The organism is Lunatimonas lonarensis (genome assembly GCF_000390185.1).
GTDB lineage: Bacteria > Bacteroidota > Bacteroidia > Cytophagales > Cyclobacteriaceae > Lunatimonas > Lunatimonas lonarensis.
The window spans coordinates 308,382-327,839 of record NZ_AQHR01000085.1 but is presented as its reverse complement, the minus strand read 5'-3'; the positions used below and the strand labels follow the sequence as shown (position 1 = coordinate 327,839).

The 19,458-nt window shown below is 45.4% G+C and carries 16 protein-coding genes; 13 read left to right on the top strand and 3 right to left on the bottom strand.

What is annotated here, in order from left to right; all coding sequences use genetic code 11:
- The first annotated feature begins 10 nt into the window (after positions 1-10).
- Both omp85 and ADIS_RS14110 read left to right on the top strand, forming a co-directional pair.
- On the top strand, positions 11-1,516 hold the full coding sequence (gene omp85 / locus ADIS_RS14115; RefSeq protein ID WP_035806032.1) for an Omp85 family outer membrane protein: 1,506 nt from the start codon (positions 11-13) through the stop codon (positions 1,514-1,516).
- A gap of 327 nt (positions 1,517-1,843) precedes the next feature.
- Complete coding sequence (locus ADIS_RS14110; RefSeq protein ID WP_010855244.1) at positions 1,844-3,034, top strand: DUF4221 family protein; 1,191 nt, start codon at positions 1,844-1,846, stop codon at positions 3,032-3,034.
- A 291-nt stretch (positions 3,035-3,325) separates the two neighbouring features.
- On the opposite strand, the gene ADIS_RS14105 is transcribed toward ADIS_RS14110, so the two are convergent.
- Positions 3,326-6,010 (bottom strand): alpha-L-rhamnosidase-related protein, encoded by a 2,685-nt coding sequence (locus ADIS_RS14105; protein ID WP_010855242.1) that lies wholly within the window; start codon positions 6,008-6,010, stop codon positions 3,326-3,328.
- Positions 6,011-6,276: 266 nt separating this feature from the next.
- Between ADIS_RS14105 and ADIS_RS14100 the strand changes: the two genes are divergently transcribed.
- From ADIS_RS14100 to ADIS_RS14055, 10 genes are all read left to right on the top strand, one after another.
- Positions 6,277-7,338: a serine hydrolase domain-containing protein gene (locus ADIS_RS14100; protein ID WP_010855240.1), complete on the top strand. Its 1,062-nt coding sequence runs from the start codon at positions 6,277-6,279 to the stop codon at positions 7,336-7,338.
- 139 nt (positions 7,339-7,477) lie between these two features.
- Complete coding sequence (locus ADIS_RS14095) at positions 7,478-8,248, top strand: helix-turn-helix domain-containing protein (protein WP_010855239.1); 771 nt, start codon at positions 7,478-7,480, stop codon at positions 8,246-8,248.
- A 147-nt stretch (positions 8,249-8,395) separates the two neighbouring features.
- A complete protein-coding gene (locus ADIS_RS14090; protein ID WP_010855238.1) occupies positions 8,396-9,736 on the top strand; it encodes an alpha/beta hydrolase in 1,341 nt (446 codons plus the stop codon).
- A 123-nt stretch (positions 9,737-9,859) separates the two neighbouring features.
- Positions 9,860-10,765 (top strand): hypothetical protein, encoded by a 906-nt coding sequence (locus ADIS_RS14085; protein WP_035806025.1) that lies wholly within the window; start codon positions 9,860-9,862, stop codon positions 10,763-10,765.
- 23 nt (positions 10,766-10,788) lie between these two features.
- Positions 10,789-11,571: an alpha/beta fold hydrolase gene (locus ADIS_RS14080; RefSeq protein ID WP_010855236.1), complete on the top strand. Its 783-nt coding sequence runs from the start codon at positions 10,789-10,791 to the stop codon at positions 11,569-11,571.
- Positions 11,568-12,359: an alpha/beta fold hydrolase gene (locus ADIS_RS14075; RefSeq protein WP_035806023.1), complete on the top strand. Its 792-nt coding sequence runs from the start codon at positions 11,568-11,570 to the stop codon at positions 12,357-12,359. The genes ADIS_RS14080 and ADIS_RS14075 overlap by 4 nt, the downstream gene beginning before the upstream one ends.
- Before the next feature lie 131 nt (positions 12,360-12,490).
- Positions 12,491-13,249, top strand: coding sequence for a CPBP family intramembrane glutamic endopeptidase (locus ADIS_RS14070; protein ID WP_010855234.1), 759 nt, complete (start codon positions 12,491-12,493; stop codon positions 13,247-13,249).
- Positions 13,246-14,061, top strand: a complete 816-nt coding sequence (locus ADIS_RS14065; protein WP_010855233.1) for a type II CAAX endopeptidase family protein — start codon at positions 13,246-13,248, stop codon at positions 14,059-14,061. The genes ADIS_RS14070 and ADIS_RS14065 overlap by 4 nt, the downstream gene beginning before the upstream one ends.
- 96 nt (positions 14,062-14,157) lie before the next feature.
- A complete protein-coding gene (locus ADIS_RS14060) occupies positions 14,158-14,925 on the top strand; it encodes a hypothetical protein (protein ID WP_035806021.1) in 768 nt (255 codons plus the stop codon).
- Positions 14,922-15,947, top strand: coding sequence for a S41 family peptidase (locus ADIS_RS14055; RefSeq protein ID WP_010855231.1), 1,026 nt, complete (start codon positions 14,922-14,924; stop codon positions 15,945-15,947). The genes ADIS_RS14060 and ADIS_RS14055 overlap by 4 nt, the downstream gene beginning before the upstream one ends.
- Before the next feature lie 9 nt (positions 15,948-15,956).
- Here ADIS_RS14055 and ADIS_RS14050 read toward each other — a convergent pair whose 3' ends face one another.
- Complete coding sequence (locus tag ADIS_RS14050; RefSeq protein WP_010855230.1) at positions 15,957-17,657, bottom strand: amidohydrolase; 1,701 nt, start codon at positions 17,655-17,657, stop codon at positions 15,957-15,959.
- Between the two features lie 276 nt (positions 17,658-17,933).
- Positions 17,934-18,497 (bottom strand): RNA polymerase sigma factor, encoded by a 564-nt coding sequence (locus tag ADIS_RS14045; protein ID WP_010855229.1) that lies wholly within the window; start codon positions 18,495-18,497, stop codon positions 17,934-17,936.
- Between the two features lie 149 nt (positions 18,498-18,646).
- On the opposite strand from ADIS_RS14045, the gene ADIS_RS14040 reads away from it, so the two are divergent.
- Complete coding sequence (locus ADIS_RS14040) at positions 18,647-19,453, top strand: SDR family oxidoreductase (protein WP_010855228.1); 807 nt, start codon at positions 18,647-18,649, stop codon at positions 19,451-19,453.
- The last annotated feature ends 5 nt before the right edge of the window (positions 19,454-19,458 follow it).

Genomic DNA, 19,458 nt, shown 5'->3' with positions numbered 1-19,458 from the left:
GATTATTATCATGAAAACTGTACTATCGTTCGCATTACTGCTTCTACTTGTTCCTGTCATGGCACAGCAAACCTCGGTACGATCCAAATCGCTGGAGGCCCACAAAAACAGTGATCGGCTGGCGATTCTGGATACCATTAGCTTACCCTTTGAGCTGTCGGAGGAAAAGCGGCTATCCAAAGAGGACATCCTAAACAAGAAAGAAGGTTTCTTTGTGACCGGACTTCCAAGGTTTGAGTTTGACCCAATTCGGGGATTCGGTGTAGGGGGGAATGTTTTTTTCTTCCAAAACAAGACTAAAGAGGATCCCTTTTTCTACTATACACCGTATCGCTATAGTATCAATACCGAGTTCTTTGTTTTCGAAAATGGTCGGGTAAAGGCGGCTGTAAATTTGGACGTTCCTTATATTTTTAATTCCAAATGGCGGTTGCGGGCCGACGCGGTGGTTTGGGAAGATCCCAACGCGCAATACTGGGGAATAGGTAGACAGTCTTTGGATCGCCTAAGCTTTCAGGACAAATCTACCGGTGCTGAGACCGGCGATCGGCAATTTAACCGCGTCAATGACTACGAGGAAAACCTGAAGCTGGCGGTTCCTGGAAATGGAGGCCGTTTGACGACCGATACCCACTACAATCAATTCATCCAACGGGAGTTGCTGTTCAACGCACTGGGTGAGCGGGTGGAAATGGGCGGAAAACTCCGTTTGATGTTTGGCTATGAGGCACTTTTTACCGCTTTTGAGGATTATACCGGACGAATCGCAGAGGAGGCGTTTTTACCGAATGGAACAGCCGTGGAGGCCGAGCAACGCCAAACCTTGGTAAACAAGCAGTTGAACGATGGAACTTGGGACCGGTTTAATCTGTCCGGGTTTTCTGACCAGTTTAAATTTACCTCTATGTTGGCTGCCGCATTGATTTACGACACGAGAGACCTCGAACCGGATCCATCAAAAGGGGTCTTTCTCCAGTATTCGCACGAGTATTCCGCTCCTTGGCTTGGCTCCGATTTCAACTTCAACAAATTTATGGTCCAAGGACAATTTATCCACACCTTTCACCGGTGGAAGGATGACCGAAATAGACTGACCTTTGCCGGGTTGGCAGCCTTTGGACATATTTTTGGACCCAATATCAACTTTATAGAGATGTGGGACCTTTCTTCCCAGGCCGAGGCGGGGGGCATTCTCGTGTTGGGCGGAGGACGTTCCCTTAGAGGCTACCGGGAGGCCAGGTTTTTGGCGCCAACAGTTGGCTTGGTAAATCTGGAGATGAGGGCTAGGTTGTTCGACTTCAACGCACTCAACCAGCACTTTGCCCTAGGAGTGACTCCATTTTATGACTTTGGGACAGTCTGGGAAGGAATAAGCGATGTCCAATTGAATAATTTTCGCGGGGCCCCGGGCATAGGCGGCAGAATCGCATGGAACCAATCCACGATCTTGCGATTGGATTATGCCCAAAGCAGGGAGGGTGGACAGTTCTTCTTCGGATTTAACCATATTTTCTGATGCCCTGCGTCGCTCCTTGGCGCAAGGAGTGGCCAGCATTTGTTTCGTAATAGGTTCTTTAGGGAGCCAATGTAAATGGCTAAGAAGGTGTTACGAATGCAAATGAGGTTAGAAAAAAAGGAGGGTGTAGGGGATTCTATATCCAGGCAGGTAGGAGGGAAGCGGTTCGAAGGTTGGTCTGCTCTGTTTATTCTTAATTTTTTAGGATGTTAATTTCCCATACACTACCTTTATTTGATAAGCCTAATTAGCAGGTAGGCATACAGTCTTTTGCCTACCTGCTTATCAGGAAACCAGTGTTTTACCCCTAAAGCTACCGTGTCAGCCATGTTCCATTTTCCTCTCTTCCATCAATCGATTGACCTACGGGTTACTTTTTCCTTGTTTATCACATCAGCCCTTTTTTTCGTTGGTTGTGGGTCAGATGTACTGGATAGGACTACTCCGGAAAAAGTGCTCCAAAATGCTGAAAACAAGCTCCGTATTCCAATAGATGATCAAACGGGCACCTTTAGTTATGGACTGGGGTACCTGGATGGAGAGTGCCCCTTTCTATTCAATATTCAGACCCCCCGAAATGAAATTCAGGTTTACGATATGGATCGAAAAGAGCTCGCAAAAACCTTGAAATTCGATGTAGAAGGAAATCAGGGAGTGGGTACGGTTTTCGGGTTTCACGTGCAATCTGCCGACAGCATCTTCCTTTTTACCACGCATCCGGGATCTATTTATTTGACAGATATGGATCAATCCTATCTCTCAAAGATTTCCTTTACCTCGCCAGAGGGATATTCTGATCCGCAAATCAGCACGTCCTTTTTTACTTCCTACCCAATTATCCGTGGGAACAAAATGTTGGCAAAAGTGTTGGTTCCGGGAAGTACAAAAGATACGGAAGAAAAAGCCCTTTCCAATCAATTTCTTAGTGTAGAACTGGATATGAACTCGGGAGATACTGAGTTTACCTCCCATAAATATCCGGAAGGGTATCTGTCAGATGGCTTACGGATACCCTATTATAGTATGGCAGCGTCGCCGGACAAGGTGGTTTATTCTTTTCTTGCGGACCATAATCTTTATGCAGCGTCCTCAGCGGGGGATCCGCTCGAAGCTTATCCGGCAAAAAGCCAATTCTTCCCGCAAACCTTTCCCACGCTTTCGAGGACTGCCGAACGGAACGAATACTTGCGGTACATGTTTACCGAACCTAGATACGGAACCTTACTTTATGATCCCTACCGAGAAGTTTTTTACCGATTTTGTTTTCCAAAGATAGAAATCGAAAATGAAGAGGAACTGGAACAGCTTCGAGGGTTTGCCAAGGATTTTTCGATAATGATCTTGGATAGGGATCTTAACGTTTTGGGTGAAACCCGGTTTAACGGGTACAACTATGTGACGGAAAATGTGTTTGTGGCCAAAGAAGGCCTCTACATGTCCGTCAATCACCCTGATAATTACGACAACGAGGAAGATTACCTGAGCTTTGTCCTGTATGAATTGGCGGATGGGAAATAATTTAGTTTACTAGTTTAATTTTCCATTCAAGTTTCCTTTATTCTTCCGGTTACAAAAGTTTTTTTCATGTGTCTATAATTGTTTTTCAAAGGTCACAACTTAGTCCCGGTTTATCGGGATGGAATCTCGCATGGCAGCACCGGATAGCTATCGGGGCATCCCTGTGTGACGGGTACGTCATGCTCGATTTCAGGAAGCTTTTTTGTTAGTGGGATTTTTTTGATTATGATGCATAGCTCCGGCATACGAAAGATTTACTCCGTTAAGCCCGCTATACCATTTCCGCTCTTGTCAAACATGCCGTAATGGGATGCTCCAAACCTTATCGCCGGAAAGTCGGATACTCGTTAGGTCTTTTTGGGGAGAGGTTTCATCTCTCTCGGTGCCCTTGGGTATGCTTTCCTGCGAAGGCAACAACAATTGCACGGTAGCCCCCTTGGGTATGGACAGCTTTATTACCCGCCTTCCCTTTTGCCCTTTGCTCTCAAAGCTCAAGGGGCCAAAGGGGGTATGGTATACAAGGGTGAGTTTTTCCAAGGATGCGGGTTGGGGGCGAATGCGGATAAGACTTCCTTCTGGATGAACCACTGATATACCGGCAAAACACATGTAAGCGGCAAAGAAAGGTGCGATGCCGGCATGGCTCAATTGGTTTTGGGTGTCTTTGGAAGCGGTCCAGTTTTCCTGTATGGTATTGTTTTCCCTTACAGAAAGCATGGTGAGCCATCTTTTTTCAAAATCAGCCAGAATAAACTCGGTGTTTCCCAAGGCGGATACGGCCCAGTATGTCCATATGGCGTTCGCTGGATAGCATCTCCCCAATCGTTTTGGCGGTTGGGTCAGCTCATGTAACACGGCCGTTTTGGCTCTTTCGGGTGCAAAGCCACCCAATATCCAATGGGCAAGGGATCGCTCGCAGGTTCTCATTTCCCCATCCTCCTTAAGCCAGGGCAAGTTCACGATCAGAAGGTTTTCGCTTGGCATAAAAAAGGTTTCCTCCACTTTTTTGGCCAATTGATCCGCCAGTTCGAGCATTTCTTTTTGCAGGTTTTTGTCTCCGAAGTGCCCTGCCAGCTTACTTAGCGCACATTTTAACATGGAGGCAACGTACAGGTTATATGCGCACTTTTTGTCCCTCACCACCTTGTAGGAGTCGGTATCCATCCAGACAGCGTTTACGCCCAGGTTTTCTACCGGAAGCAAGCCGTCTCTTACGATTGCATTTTTGATAAAGGCATAAAACCGCAGCAGCCGGGGGAAGGCTTCCTCCAGATCGGATTTATTTCCGGTATAGAGGTAATGGTGCCAACAATCAAAACAAAAACCCACACTGTGATCCAATAAGACTCCCCAGGGGGTAAGATCCAATTGCCGCTGGGCCAAGCGGTTTAGCCGGTCGTAAGCCGGCCAGCTGTCCATAAAGAACCCGTCCAAGGTCATTCCCTGGCTGTAGGTATCCACAAATCGGGCCGGCAACCTGGTTTCTCCAAATCCCACATGCAACGCATGCAACATATGCCCAATATCCCCGCTGTATTGTTGCCGTTCCCTACCTACGCAATCCACGATTGTCTCATGGCTGTTGTTCCAAACGGTATTGATACAGGCCTTCAATAGTTTGTTGAACCCCTCGTCAGAGGTTCCTACCTGTGGCTGCGCCGGAAAGTCATACAGCCGCCGGAGTAAGCCAACCTCACTGACTTTGATGGCGCCTTTTGCTTTATGAATATGTAGTTGAATCCATTTGACGCTTTCGTAATCGAAGGTAATCAGGCGATTCTCACCCTCTTTGCATATAAACCGTGTCCACGAGTTGAAATGGTTATTGATAAGGGCAGGTCCACCCTGACGATGCAACGCATGGGCCTGCTGCACCATTAGCTCCACTGTTGTACCTTCGCTACAATCTATCGTGAAATAGGGCCAACCAATCGCCTGTTCTTCCCATTCAAAGGCGAGTACCAACCCTTCGTTTGATGCCTTCGGCGAATCAAAAACCCAGGTTTTTCCATTCTCGGAAAACCCGCCTATCACCTCGCCAGGCTCAAAAGCGTGGTCTGTTTTGAAATCAAAGTATTCTTCCACCGATGTTTTCCATCGGATGGTGTGGGCCTCTTTTAATCTCAGGTCGGTGAGATGCCTTTCAAGAATCGGCGGAACGGACCGTTTTCTCAATTGGGTTTGAAGGTTTCCGCCGCTATCGTAAAGATAATCTGGGATAGAAGAGCTCAGCGCTGTCATGTGGGCGGCTTTGGAAAAGACCTTGGCCTTCATCCAGGAGGCGTCTTCTACGAAGCCTTGCTCCTTCCAGCCGACGGGATAAAGCCTGTTGTCGAACTCTTCCTGTAAGGCACGTAGGTACCAACGTTTGTACTTTCCAGCGGGCCAACTTTTCGCTTGCTGCACCGACCACTGTCCATCACTGACCACCGACGTTTTTTCTCCGTCCTCGAATTCCAGCTCCAGTTTAAAGATAAAGCCCGCCTTGCCCGCAGGCCAAGTCCCATCACCGAATCCAAAATATACCAAGGTGGAGGCAATGATATTTTCGCCCAGTTTCAGTTCAGTGGAAAAATCTATCGGATCGGCTTCTGAAAACCGCGGATCCGACGGCCCCGGTCCAAACTGAATCCTTCTGCCGTTTAGAAAAAGCAGATACCTGCTTTCTCCCTGTATCCATCCGATGGCCGATTTAACGGGTTTTTCCACCCGAAGAACCCTTCTGAAGTGAAAAAAGGAATTGGGAAGAATGCGCTCTGCTGGGTACCAGATCCACAAAGCTGGAGAAAGGTCAAGCTCTTTCCGTTTTGGCCATGGAAAAACGGAAATTGGGGTCTGCGAACACTTACTTGCATTCACCTGCCCAATCGGTTCGGCGTTGGCAAACGAAAACGGCATCAAGGATACAGCCCCGGTAGCGGATAGATAGCGGATAAACGCGCGCCTGCTTTGGGTATTTTGGTATTGATCGCTCATTAGGAGCTTAATTTACAAGTTAATTGGAGAAATATTCTATCTTGGGAAATAGTTTAAGGTGTTGGAATTCTAGGTTTGACTCCTGCTGGTCGGGTTTTTTTGGACTGATTTAGGTGTCTTTTTTTAAATTATTGAACACAAGAGGTTTATGATTTCACGAATCTACCGATTTGGTGTTTATAATCTCCGTACCATTGGTGTCTTCTGGCAGGAATATCCCGATGAACCGCGACAAATTATGACGGCTGAAAAATAAATAGGTATACATGAATAAGAAGTTTGACCCAATCCAGTTCCAAACCTCCCTGGAAAAAATGGTAGACAATAAGTCCATTTTTAGTGTGGCCATGAAAGTGGAAAATGGAGATGCTTCCTTATCCTGGTCGGGTGCTGCCGGTAGCATGCAAGTTGAAGACAAGTATTTTATTGCTTCTGTGACCAAAATGTATATCACAGTGCTTGTAATGAAGCTGATAGATGAGGGAAAGCTAAGCCTAGAGGATAAAATTAGTAACTATTTGCCGAGTGATTTCTGCTCTGCACTTCATGTTTTCAAAGGTGTGGATTACTCGGATCAATTGACCATCAAGCATTTGATTACCAACACCTCTGGCATACCGGATTATTTTTTTCACAAACAGGAAAATGGGCGGACGGTAGCGGATGATTTGCTGGAAGGGAAGGATGAAGCCTGGCCACTGGAAAGGACCATTGGACTTATCAAAGGATTGAAACCCAAATTCAAGCCGGGGTCGAATGCAGCTTACTCCGATTCGAATTACCAGCTTTTGGGAAAAATCATTGAGGAGGTTTCAGGGCTATCCATTCCAGCCATCATGAAGACGTATATCTTCGATCCCTTGGGGCTGAAAAACACCTATGTGTACCAAGACACATCGGATGACCTTCCCGCTCCTTTTCATTATGGTTCCAAAAAATTGTGGCTGCCCAATTACATGGCCTCTATTGGGCCAGAGGGGGGAATTGTATCTACCGTAGATGAGGTGATGGTTTTTCTGAAAGCTTTTTTCGAAGGGATATTTTTCCCCAAAGAAAAAATTGAATCCCTAAAGCAATGGAGAATGATTTTTCCCCCTCCCGGACTTTTCCAATTTGGGATTGGACTCGAAAAATTGTGGATTCCAAGAATTATGTTCCCTTTCAAATATCCCGGTGAGATCCTTGGATTCTGGGGACAGACAGGCACTTTTGCTTTTTACAGCCCTAAAACGGATTTGTATTTCTGTGGGGCTACCAATCAGACCAATGGGAAAGGCCATAGAAGGGCAACGGGATTGCTGATTAAAACCATCAAAAGTATGCTTTGAAATGAGGGAGGAGCAGCAAATACCGACCTATAAAGAGTTTAACGACTACTATGCCGCAGCTAACACTCCTCTGAGGTCAAAACATCAAGAATTTAATGTCCTGAGGTTTTATGATCTTGGCGAAACGCTGGTACCTAGCATGGGACCATTCAGTATAACCTACTTCCAGGTAGCCATTGGCAGTGACCTGAAAGCAGCGGTGGGGGTTTTTGATATCCGTGAAGAAATTGACGAATATACCATGGTCATTTACCTACCCGGACAGATTTTGTCCTGGGAGAAAACGGGTAATTGGGACGGCTATGTGGCCAATTTCAAGGAATCTTTCCTAAACTTGGAAAGTATGCCACAGCAAATGAACAGCTTTGGATTTCTCCATAGTGTACAACCTTTGGTAGTCCCGCTTAGCAAAAAGGAATATAAGCTGCTCAGTCAGTTTTTCGAAGTGATGTTGCAGGAACAAGAGGAATTGGAAGAAGAAAACATCCTTGTGATCCGAAACCTGTTACAGGTCATGATTGTATATATCAATCGCATTGTTACAAAGGTAAAAAGTGATGGAAGATTTGTAGCGCTTCAGTACCAAAGGATAGCCACTAAGTTTAAAGGATTAGTCTTGGAACACTTCCTACAGGATCGATCAGTAGCTTTCTATGCCACACTTTTGGAAATCAGTCCAGCCTACTTGTCAGACGCTGTTAAAAAGGTTTTTCAGACCACACCCAAAAACATCATCAATGAAATCACCTATTTACATGCCAAAACCCTGTTGTCTTCCACAGACATGGGCATTAAAGAGCTTGCTTGGAAATTGAGTTTTGATGATTACAGCCATTTTGTCAAATTCTTCAAAAAAATGAGCGGGCTAACCCCTGCAGCTTTTCGGAAAACCTTGAAAAAAGAAGGGTAGCGATCTTCCTGTATTTTTTTACCTCAACATAAGGTTAACCCTACCTGATTTTTTACCAAAATCCAACCCAATTTTTCCCATTAAATGTAGCTGTATTTATTGAAATTTACAGTAAATCAATGAGTTGAGCACTTAAACCCCACTACGATGAAAGCGCAAACGATAAACAACCCGACAGTAAAAAGTACCACTCCAGCGGTGCCCAAACACAATAAACCTTTGGTCGGGAGGATGAAGTTCTACTACAAAAATCCGATTGTAGATGCCTACTTTTCTTACCTACTTGCTTTTGGTGCAAGAGGAGGGGCGGATGTAGGTGAAGCATTTGCTGCCGTCAGTAATGTCAATCAATACGACACGGAAGCTTGGGTACGGGAACTGACCAAAGTGGCAGACCTCGCAGAAAAGGATGCAGAAAGAAGCTTCTCCCGTGGACATTTTATCACTGCCAGAGAAACTTTCCTAAGGGTGTATTACCTCAACAGGGCCGCCCTGTTTAACCTTAGTCCTGTCAAAGAAACCAAGCGTTATAGTGAGATTCTGGACCATGCAGTCGCAAATTTCAGAAAGGCTGCTGCCTTATTCAACCCTCCTATAGAACCCATTGAAATTGATTTCGAAGGAAAGAAGTTGAAGGGTTATTTTATGAAACCTGACAACAGCAATGTCAAAAGGCCTACCATTTACAATGTAGGAGGAGGAGAGTCCTTTAGTGAGGACATGTGTTTCCTTTTTGGGATTGGAGATCAGGAGCGTGGTTACAATGTCATCACGGTAGACCTTCCCGGGATGGGCAATACAGCCATTCAAGGAATGAAAATGGAGCCTACCATGGAAAAGCCCGTCAGTAAAGTGATTGATTACTTAGAAAGCCGGCCTGATGTGGATATGGATAAATTGGCAGTCTTTGGCCCAAGTTTGGGAGGTTATACGGTAGCCAGGGCAGCAGCCCATGATAAGCGTATCAAAGCAATGATTGCAAACAGCATCATTTTGAACCAATATGAGTATTTGGTGCAGGCAAAGGAGCTGAAGGTTTTGGCCAAATATGAAAACTTCCCCCTATTTAAATTGATTACCAGGCTATTTGGTTCCTGGTTGGCCGGTCTGTTTAATTTCATGGACATTTACAAATGGAGATGGCAGGTAAATACGATTCAGGAATGGTTGGATGCCTGTAAGAAATTTACCGTAGACCCTTCGGATATTGATTGCCCCAGTCTTTTATTGGTAGGTGAAGATGAGTTGGCTTACTCGGCTACCCATGGATTTATAGCAGATGCCATGCAAAAGATCAAAAACCCTAAAGTGGATTTGGTGATCGGTAAAGGTGATCAAGGCGCCTCAGGCAAAAACATGCTACCCAATGTTACGCTGATACGCCATACAGTTTTTGATTGGTTGGATGAAGTTTTCCAGAAAAATGAAGAAAAAGAAGTTGAGAAACCAAGCAAGGTGAAATTGAAGAATAATGTTGAATTTAGTTAAATTAAAATCACATTGTTTAAAATCCCATTGTGGTTTGGGTTAACCACCATGAACAATGACCGAAATTTCGATGAGAGAATTCGGACTGTATAAGTCAGTTTTTTTTACACCAATTCGAAAAAAATGGAAACCAAAATAATTTTGAAATGGAGCTTAAGGTTCCTTTTGCTTTTGATGCTCTATTTCCCCATTTGGATTTTGGGAACAATGGCGACGGGAGACCTAATACCTGATCAGCCATCCGAACCTGGGTTGATGGATGAAGGCATTGCCCTGCTCTTGTTGGGGATCATAAATACAGGCTTGATTATTGGATTGATCATGACTTCCCGTTGGAATGGTTTGCGATTGGCTTTGGTTCTTGGACTGGCCTATTATGGTTCATTCACTTTTCTTACTCAAATAGAGTCCTGGTATTTTTTAAGCGAAACATCCGTGCCTCCTCCACTGCTTCCCCGTTTGTTCCTGATGGGTTTAGCTATTCCATTGATTTATATACCACTTGCCATATTGATTTGTGGCAAATGGAAAAAAAGGGAAGACTTCAATGACCAATCAAATGGTCCAAGCTTACCAATCAAGCAGTTGCTTTTGAAATTGGGCATTATCGCTGTGATTTATTTGATCGTTTATTGGCTGGCAGGATATTTCATTGCCTGGCAGAACCCTGAGCTAAGGGAGTTTTATGGCAGCCCCGGGGAAATCAAACCTTTCTTTTCACATACCCTGGATACATTTTTAAACACGCCAAGTTTGTTGTTGCTGCAACTGTTTAGGGGGGTGATTTTTGCACTTGTTGCTTTGTTGGTTTTGAGAGGCTCCAATGTAAGTCTATGGCAAACGGCCTTTCTCGTGGGGTTACTGTTTGGCATACCACATTTGGTGCATATCCTTCCCAATCCTCTGATGTCTTTGGCAAGTGTCAGGTTCAGCCACATGGTTGAAACTGCCTCTTCCTCATTTATTTTCGGATGGATAGTGGTTTGGATATTCCGGGGCTATCACTTTGAAGGAAAAGATAAATTTTGACTTTTAATTCTATCGATATTATCATGAATAATATTCAACTTAAGTACAGCATTAGAGGAAAAGAGAACCAAGACACCATTCTTTTTGTACATGGGGCGGGGGGAAGCATTATCCAATTTCAGCAGCAACAGGAATATTTTTCGACCCAATACAAGGTAGTGTTGATATCCCTTAGGGGACATGGGGATTCTCCAAAGCCGATACCCAATACCACTGAGCAATATGCCTTAACCTTTTTTGCTGAGGATATAATCCAATTGATCAAAGACCTGGATTTGGAGCGCATCCATTTTGTCGGTAATTCTGCCGGAGGAGTCCTGGGCTATGAAGTTGTCAGTCAAGTTCCGGAAAAATTCCTAAGCTTAACCACTTTTGGTACTACCGGACAAATGAAATTCCCCAAATTTTTGGCTCCTTTATTCAGAGGTTTCGATGCCTTGATGCTCCGTTACTTTAAAAATTGGTACCTGAATCTGATGGCTGACCAAACCGCCATGAATGCATCCGCAAAAGAAGTATGCTTACAAATGTTTGTAAAGGCAGTGGCTGCCATTCCCCATTTCAGATATAATTTGGTAAATTATGACTATACAGAATTTATTGCCCAATGCCCTGTCCCCTACACCCTGATCAGGTGTGAATTTGACAAAGGGATCAACGGCATGTTAAAATCAACACTTAAGGCAATAGAAGTAAATCCATCGGCAAAAGTGATTGACTTAAAAGGGGTGGGCCATGTGGGCAACCTCGACGATCCAGTGGCTTTCAATAATTGCTTAAAGGAGAACTTGAACAAGTTAACATGAAGAAAGGAAGCATTTCAAGCGCTTACGGAGATATCCATTATAAACTGTCAGATATAGACTCTGGTCCTGCTTTGGTATTTATCCATGGAGTAGGAATGGATCATTTGACTTTCCAAGAACAGCTGGCATCCTTAGAGGAGCATTACAAGGTTTTGGTGTGGGATTTACCGGGCCATGGTGCTTCCACTTTGGAAAATTACCACAAGCGCTTCACTGAATTGTCTGCAGAATGTTTGAATGAGCTGATGGAGTCCTTACAAATTTCCGAGGCAGTTTTGGTAGGTCAGTCCCTGGGCAGTATGGTTGCCCAGCATTTCCAACTCAACTATCCCGAAAAAGTGATGGCTGTGGTACATGCCCCAGGAATTGAGCTGAAATCCCATGTGGGGAATTGGGCTAAACCGCTTGTTCCCGTTTTTATCTTTTTGATGGGCTTGATACCGGAGATAATGTTCTGCAACTCTTTTGGGAAACATAGGGCAGTAAAAAAGGAAGTTCAGGACTATTTAGCCAGAAGTATCGGGAAAATCGGTAAGAAGTTAGCATTAAAAATCACGGCTGACATGTGCTACGATTTGATCGATTCTTCACCCCAACCCACCAAAGTTCCCCTTTTGATGATTTACGGAGAAAAAGACTTGGGCTTTATCAAAAGCGCTTCCAAAGCTTGGTATAAAAAGGAACCCTCCAGCCAATGTATTGAAATCCCCAATGCCAACCATATTGCCAATCAGGATAATCCTGTGGACTTTAACCGTGCATTGAAAGCTTTTTTGGAAGGTTTATAAGTTTAAAACAGACCTGTCAGGTTTTAAAAACCTGACAGGTTTCCCGTACTATCCACAAATAATATCTATCAGTATCCAATATCAATCAATATCAATTAATTTCTATCAATATCTTCAATTCCCCAGCATCCATGAAATCAAAAAAGTTTTATCTCGGGCTAAGTTTATTCTTCCTTGGCCTATTGGGCATGTTGTCCATGTTGACGGTGGATTTTCCATTGCCTGAGGAAATGCAATCTATTTTGGAGGAACAGTTTACTCCATCCCAAATCCAATGGCTGATCTTGATCAATCCTACGATCATTATGTTGATAGCGGTGATTGTGGGAACCCTCCTCTACGAAAAGGTTAACCTGAGTGTTCCCATCCTCGAAAAGATGGTCGGCCTAAAAGAAGATTCCCCACAAACCCGCGAAATACTAATCTATGGGATTCTCGGAGGATTACTTACAGGAATTGTATTGGGATTACTTGGGCTAATTGGTAGAGGATTGGTACCTTCCGAATTTGAACAACTCACCGCAAACATTCAACTTACTTTAGCCGCCAGGTTCCTATATGGTGGCATCACGGAAGAAATCCTAATGCGTTTTGGATTGATGACTTTGCTGGTCTGGATAGCGGCAAAGATTTTTAAGGGGACTAAACCTATGGCTTATTGGATAGGAATCACCTTGGCAGCGCTCCTCTTCGCCCTAGGCCATTTCCCTATAGTTTTTCAGTCAGTAGATCATCCTAGCAGTATCATGCTTGCTTATGTCCTTATCGGCAATTCGCTAGGGGGTCTTGTATTCGGGTGGCTGTACTGGAAAAAAGGGCTGGAAAGTGCTTTTTTGGCACATATTTTCGCGCATGTGGGCATGGTTATTCTTGAAAAAATATTCCTATGAGTCCAGAAGTATCAAACAAAAAATCCACTCCTATCCGGTTCTTTGTAATCACCTTTTTATGGTCATGGCTACTTTGGTTACCCTTTGTTATGGGTGGATTGGGTATATGGGACTGGGACGAAAACCTTAGAAGTATATTGAGTATGCCTACAATCATTTTGGGGGCATTTGGTCCTAGCATCGCAGCGGTTTATTCTATCAGGACCCTCCAAGGGAAGTCAGCAGTTAAACCCTTTCTTCGGTCATTTCTCTCTTTCAAATTTGGTTGGAAAGTATGGCTGATCATTTTTGGGGCTATGGGACTGGCCAATTTCCTGGCTTGGTACCTTCCTGGATTTTTCGGCTATGAGCGCTTGCCCATGCTATTGCCCACCATTTTTGTTTTCCCGATTTACTGGCTGGTCATGGTCTTTTTTGGTGGAGGCCAAGAGGAGATAGGTTGGCGTGGCTACATCATGCCTTACTTGGAATCCAGGTATGGTATTTTGCTGGGAAATACCATCCTGGGAATTATTTGGGCTCTGTGGCATGCCCCCTTGTGGTTTATACCGGATTCCTTTCAGGTCTTTATGCCTTTTTCTGCCTTTCTGATCGGATGTATCGGATTGTCCTTTTTCTTTTCCTGGGTAGTAAAAGCCTCAAATAACAAGCCCTTATCTGCCTTGATAGCCCATGGCACCTCCAATGCCATGTTACCCGTTTTTCCCAGTTTGATCCTGGCTTCAGGAGTTTTCCAGCTCCATTTTTGGATCTTGGAGATTTTATATCTACTTATCGGTGCAGTTGCTTTGGCATCACTAAAAGCACAGTGAAAAGATGATCAGTTGTGTCAAACTCAGCTTGCTTGGTTTTTGCCCACTAGGTCTCCAAAATCCGTATACCAACTATTGACGTGTAAATTTAGAGAAATGAAAGCATGGCTATTGATGATTATACCGCTCTTCGTACAAGTATCGGTAGTTGCCCAGGACAATCAACGTACTATTTTTTGGAATGCGGGCACGCACAATGCGTGGGAGAGGGATTTCGCCTATTCACCCTTGTTGTATCAGGGGGCTTCATTTGGTTTTACTTTGGGCTATGCCAGTGTAGGGGAAAAGAAAACCGATGAGGTTTACCTTCATTTCAGCCGAATTCCCATGCAAAATGCCTTTGATGCAAGCATGGTTGGTACCCATGCCCAAGTGATGACCTACACCTTCTACAAGGCGGCCTGGTTGCCGGAAAAATTTACCCTGGGTTGGTCCAATAACAATGCCCTGAGCTTACGTAATTTCCAGGATGCCCAGAATTTCAATCCCAGGTTTGATTTTCATACTTCTTTTGGTCCGGCGGTACGTTATGAAACTTTTTTTGGAAAAACGGAGCAATGGAGGTTTTCCTCCCAGGCCCATTGGCAGGTGATAGGTTTCCTGTTTTCAGCCTCTTATGTAACCAGTCCGCCGGATCCATTTTTGCACGAACAGTCTACATTCAATGCGTTTTGGCAATCCATACGCTTGTTTCAACCCTTTCAGCAGCAGGATTTGGGCATTCTGAACCAGCTGTTCTACCAACTTTCCAATGGCAATGAAATCGGTGTGGGTTACCGTTTCAATTATACCCATTTGGAAAGCGCTCAGCGTTCCCAACGCTCCATTGGTCATTATTTCTTCCAATTAAATTTTCAGCTATGAGACAGCAGGTAGTTTTGAGCAGATTAGTAGGGTTCTTTTTGGCGTTATTAGCCATGTCCTGCGAGGAAATCATTGCCCCTAGGGCTCCGGAGGCCAGTCCAAGGGCCGCATTCGAACATTTATGGAGTGATGTCAATAACCGATACAGCTTCTTTGATGAGAAGCAGATTGATTGGGAAGCGGTGAGACAGCAGTACAGTCCATTGATCCATGAAAACATGGCCCCGGATGCGCTTTTTGATGTATTGGGGGATATGCTTGGGGAACTGCAAGACGGCCATGTCAATTTATTGAGCACGTTTAACCGTTCCCGCAATTGGAGCTGGTTTGAAGGCTTTCCATTGTTTTACGACCAACAGCTGATCGATGATGTTTATCTTGGGACGACTTTTAGGATCATAGGTCCCTTGCATGCACAGACCGTAAACAACGTATTGTATGTCAATTACAGGTCCTTTGAACGCACCTTAACTCCTCAGCACATGGATGAGATTGTTCGCCTGATGCAATTTCATGAGGGATTGATCCTAGATGTGCGAAGCAATGGGGGTGGTAATTTGCAAAATGCACTTACTATTGCATCCCGTTTTATTGAGGAGGAAGTGATCTATGCCCGTCAGCGTTTTAAAACGGGGCCGGGCAGGACGGATTTTACGCCTTGGGCGGACATGCGGATTTCACCCCATGCGGGAGAAAAGTACTTGGGAAAGGTAGCTGTCCTTACCAACCGACGTTCATTCAGCACCACTACTTTTTTTGCGCAGATGATGCGGGCTTTGCCACAGGCTCGTTTGTTTGGCGATCAGACCGGCGGAGGGGGAGGCATTCCGGTCTATGCGGAACTTCCTAACGGCTGGACGTATCGTTTTGCCGGAAGCCAAACAATAAACTTAGATGGCATGCAATTGGAACATGGGGTATCGGCAGATGTCTTGCTCACCGATCCAATGGACGCCTCCCCTGGTAAGGATCACATTATTGAGGCTTCCATCATTTGGTTAAAGCAAGGCTCGACGGATTAAATCTTCTTTTCAATCGGCCTGGTAGACTGTTTTGCCACCTACTATGGTCAAGACTACTTTTGTGTTGAGAATGTCGTTTTCAGGGATTTCCATTATATTTTGATCAAATACAGTGAAGTCCGCCGCTTTGCCCACAGAAATGGATCCTTTAAATGCCTCCTCAAACTCGGCGAATGCCGCATCAAGGGTATACGAGCGAAGTGCCTGTTCGCGGGTCATTTTTTGATCCGCTTCGTACCCTCCCTCAGGTTGCATTTTCAGAGTTTTCCGGGTTACCGACGCGAAAAAAGAAGGAATCGGGTCTAAAGGCTCAACCGGGGCGTCTGTTCCGTTGGAAATTATCGCCCCGGACCCTAACAGCTTTTGCCATACGTAAGCCCCGTCCTTGATCCTCTTGGCACCCAATCGACCAATGGCCCAAGGCCTGTCCGAACTTAAGTGAATGGCCTGTATGGCGGCAATGACACCAAGTGATCCGAACCGGCTGATGTCATCCGGGTGAAGGTGCTGGGCATGTTCAATACGAAACCGGTGATCATTTAATTCCGGAAATTTGGCAAAGGCCGCTTCGTAGCGATCCAATACCTCCCGGTTGGTCCGGTCACCGATAGCGTGTGAACAGATTTGAAATCCACTTTTCAACCCCTTTTCGGCAATTTCGGATACGAGATCCATGGGCATGGTTTCGTGTCCACGGTGCCCGGGTTTGTCGGAATAGTCTTCCAGCAACCAAGCCCCCCAAGGGCCGAGTGCACCGTCCATGTTGAGTTTAACCGCCCTTACGGTAAGCCAGTGGTCTGGATCAATTTTCGGTCCCTGCTCCAACCACTGATTGACCCATTCCCGCTTTCTACTGCTCAGCATGACATACATGCGAGCGGTCAGTCGGTCTTCTGATTTAAATTTTTGCAACAGGTCAATAACTTCCTGCCCACTTCCGGCATCATGAAAAGAGGTAATGCCTTTTTCAGCCAGTTCTTGCAATGCCAGTTCAAGGGCTTTTTCAGCACGCTCGGGCGAATCTTTGGGCACCAATCTGCTTACCAAGCCAGAAGCCCGCTCTACCAGCACACCGGTAGGGTTTCCCAACCCATCACGGATGATTTCGCCGCCCTCCACTTCCTGTTGGGCATTTTCACCCCCAAAAGCAGATATACCGGCGAGATCCATCGCTTTTTGATTGACAAAGGATGCATGTCCTGAGGCATGGGCAAGGTAAACAGGGTTATTGGGCGTTACGGCACTGAGTGCATCGTGCGTCTGAAAGCCCTTTACGGCGTTGCTCGGGAGTTCTATCCATTTGTCCTGATGCCATCCTCTTCCAGTGATCCATTCTCCGGGCTCTGCCGATCGGGCCGCTTCGGCAACCTTTTCCACCAGTTCCTCATAAGTAGTGACATACATGAGGTCAATCTCCAGTTTGTTATAGCCAATGTCCATCAGATGTGCATGGGATTCGATCAGACCTGGCGTCATCGTTTTTCCAGCCAGGTCGACAATCTCTGTAGCATCTCCTTGATAGGCCAGAACTTCGAGGTTGGTACCCAAAGCCAGAATCTTTCCGTCTCGTACAGCCACTGCTTCTACAAGCGGATACTGATCTTCGACGGTGTAAATCTTTCCATTAATAAAGACCGTGTCCGCCTGTTGGGTTTTGGAGGTACAGGAAATGGCTATGATTAGAATAGAGGCAAAAAAGAATTGTGGCATTTTTACTATCGTTGTTTTTAACCAGTCAAGACCTGTCCTTCACGAGAGGTAGGCTTGGCAAAGCATGTATAAGGGTATCTTCCCAACGGAAGTTTTTTTACGTATGAGTAACCTAAGGCGCTTCGGGATTATCAGACGCCAAATCTACCAAAATTATGCGTGTGTTTGGCACTGGCTGTTGCTGGGAAGATGTAAAAAACTTACGTTGGCTTTATTTCATGGTAGTCCAGGCTTTGGGGTGCCATGAAATGCAAGCTCGAATTGACACGTTTTTTGCTAGCTAAGGTTCAAAATGGGTTTTACTGCGGATGTCCTATCCGCAACCATACGTTGCAGATGGCTTCTTGCGCGGCTTAGTTGGGATTTGGACGTGCTTTCGCTAATATTCAGTTTTTCAGCTATTTCTTGGTGGGAAAAGCCTTCGATGGCATAAAGATTGAATATCTTCTTGTATCCCCGCGGCAGGGCTTCTATCAATTTCATTAGGTCTTCCACGGCCAGTTCATCAGAGGGTTGGCTTTGGGTTGAGGAAGGAAGAATGCCGTCCAATCCTATATCGCGATTTAGGTTCTTGGGCTTTTCCATGTACATGAGGCATTCGTTTACCATGATTCGTCGTATCCAACCACCGAAGTTGCCGGTACCTTTGAATTGGTGTATGCGATCAAATACTTTCGTGAATCCAATAATCAGGATGTCCTCAGCGGCAGCGGTTTCCTTGATATACCGGAAGCAGACTCCAAACATTTTTGGGGCATAACGCTCGTACAAGGCTCGTTGTGCCGAAGGATTCCCATTGAGGCATCCCAGAAATAACTCGATGTCGCTTTGCTTATTCATACAGTCGTTGTTTTTCAGCCTATTGTATCGCAAAGTTGGGGCGCTCCCATCGGATCTGAAATCGCATGTTTGGGTGGTATTTGCGTAGATTTGTGCAACCGGTGGGATGTTTTGTGCATCATCAGGAAAACGTCAAATAGAAAACATATATGCAAGGAAGAATGGAAGGAAAAAAGGCCCTAATCACGGGAGCCGCCAGGGGAATAGGGGAAGCCATTGCCCGGCTTTTTCATCGAGAGGGAGCTATCGTTATTATATCGGATATCCTCGAGAATCAGGGAAGACTGGTTGCGGACGATCTGGGGGAGGGAGCTTACTTTTGTTCGTTGAATGTAAAGAATGAGGGAGAGTGGAAGATTTTGTCAGAAAAAATCACCCTGGACTTTGGTGGGTTGGATGTTTTGGTCAATAATGCTGGAATAACCGGGTTTATGGAAACCACAGGACTCCATAATGTGGAAGATGTGGATTTCGCTTCTTGGCAGGAAGTAATCGACGTAAACCTAAACGGAACGATGTTGGGATGTAAGTATGGTATTCGTTGGATCAAGCGAAAGGGAGGAGGCAGTATCATAAACATTTCATCGAGGAGTGGGATTGTGGGTATCCCTGGGGTAGCTGCTTACGCGGCCAGTAAGGCAGCGATCCGAAATCACACCAAGCCGGTTGCTTTGTACCGTGCAGAAAATAGGTACCAAATTCGGTGCAACTCCATTCATCCCGCAGCTGTCCTGACGCCGATGTGGGATTCGGTGCTGGGAGAGGGCAAGGAGCGAGATACCGCTATTCTGTCAATAGAGAAGGGTATTCCGCTTGGAAAATTTGGTAGGCCCCAGGACGTAGCTTATGCAGCGCTCTTTTTGGCTTTGGACGAATCACCCTACATCACAGGTACGGAGTTACATGTAGACGGTGGAATCTTGGCGGGGGCAGAGGCAAGGCCGGAAAGGCATTAGTCTTT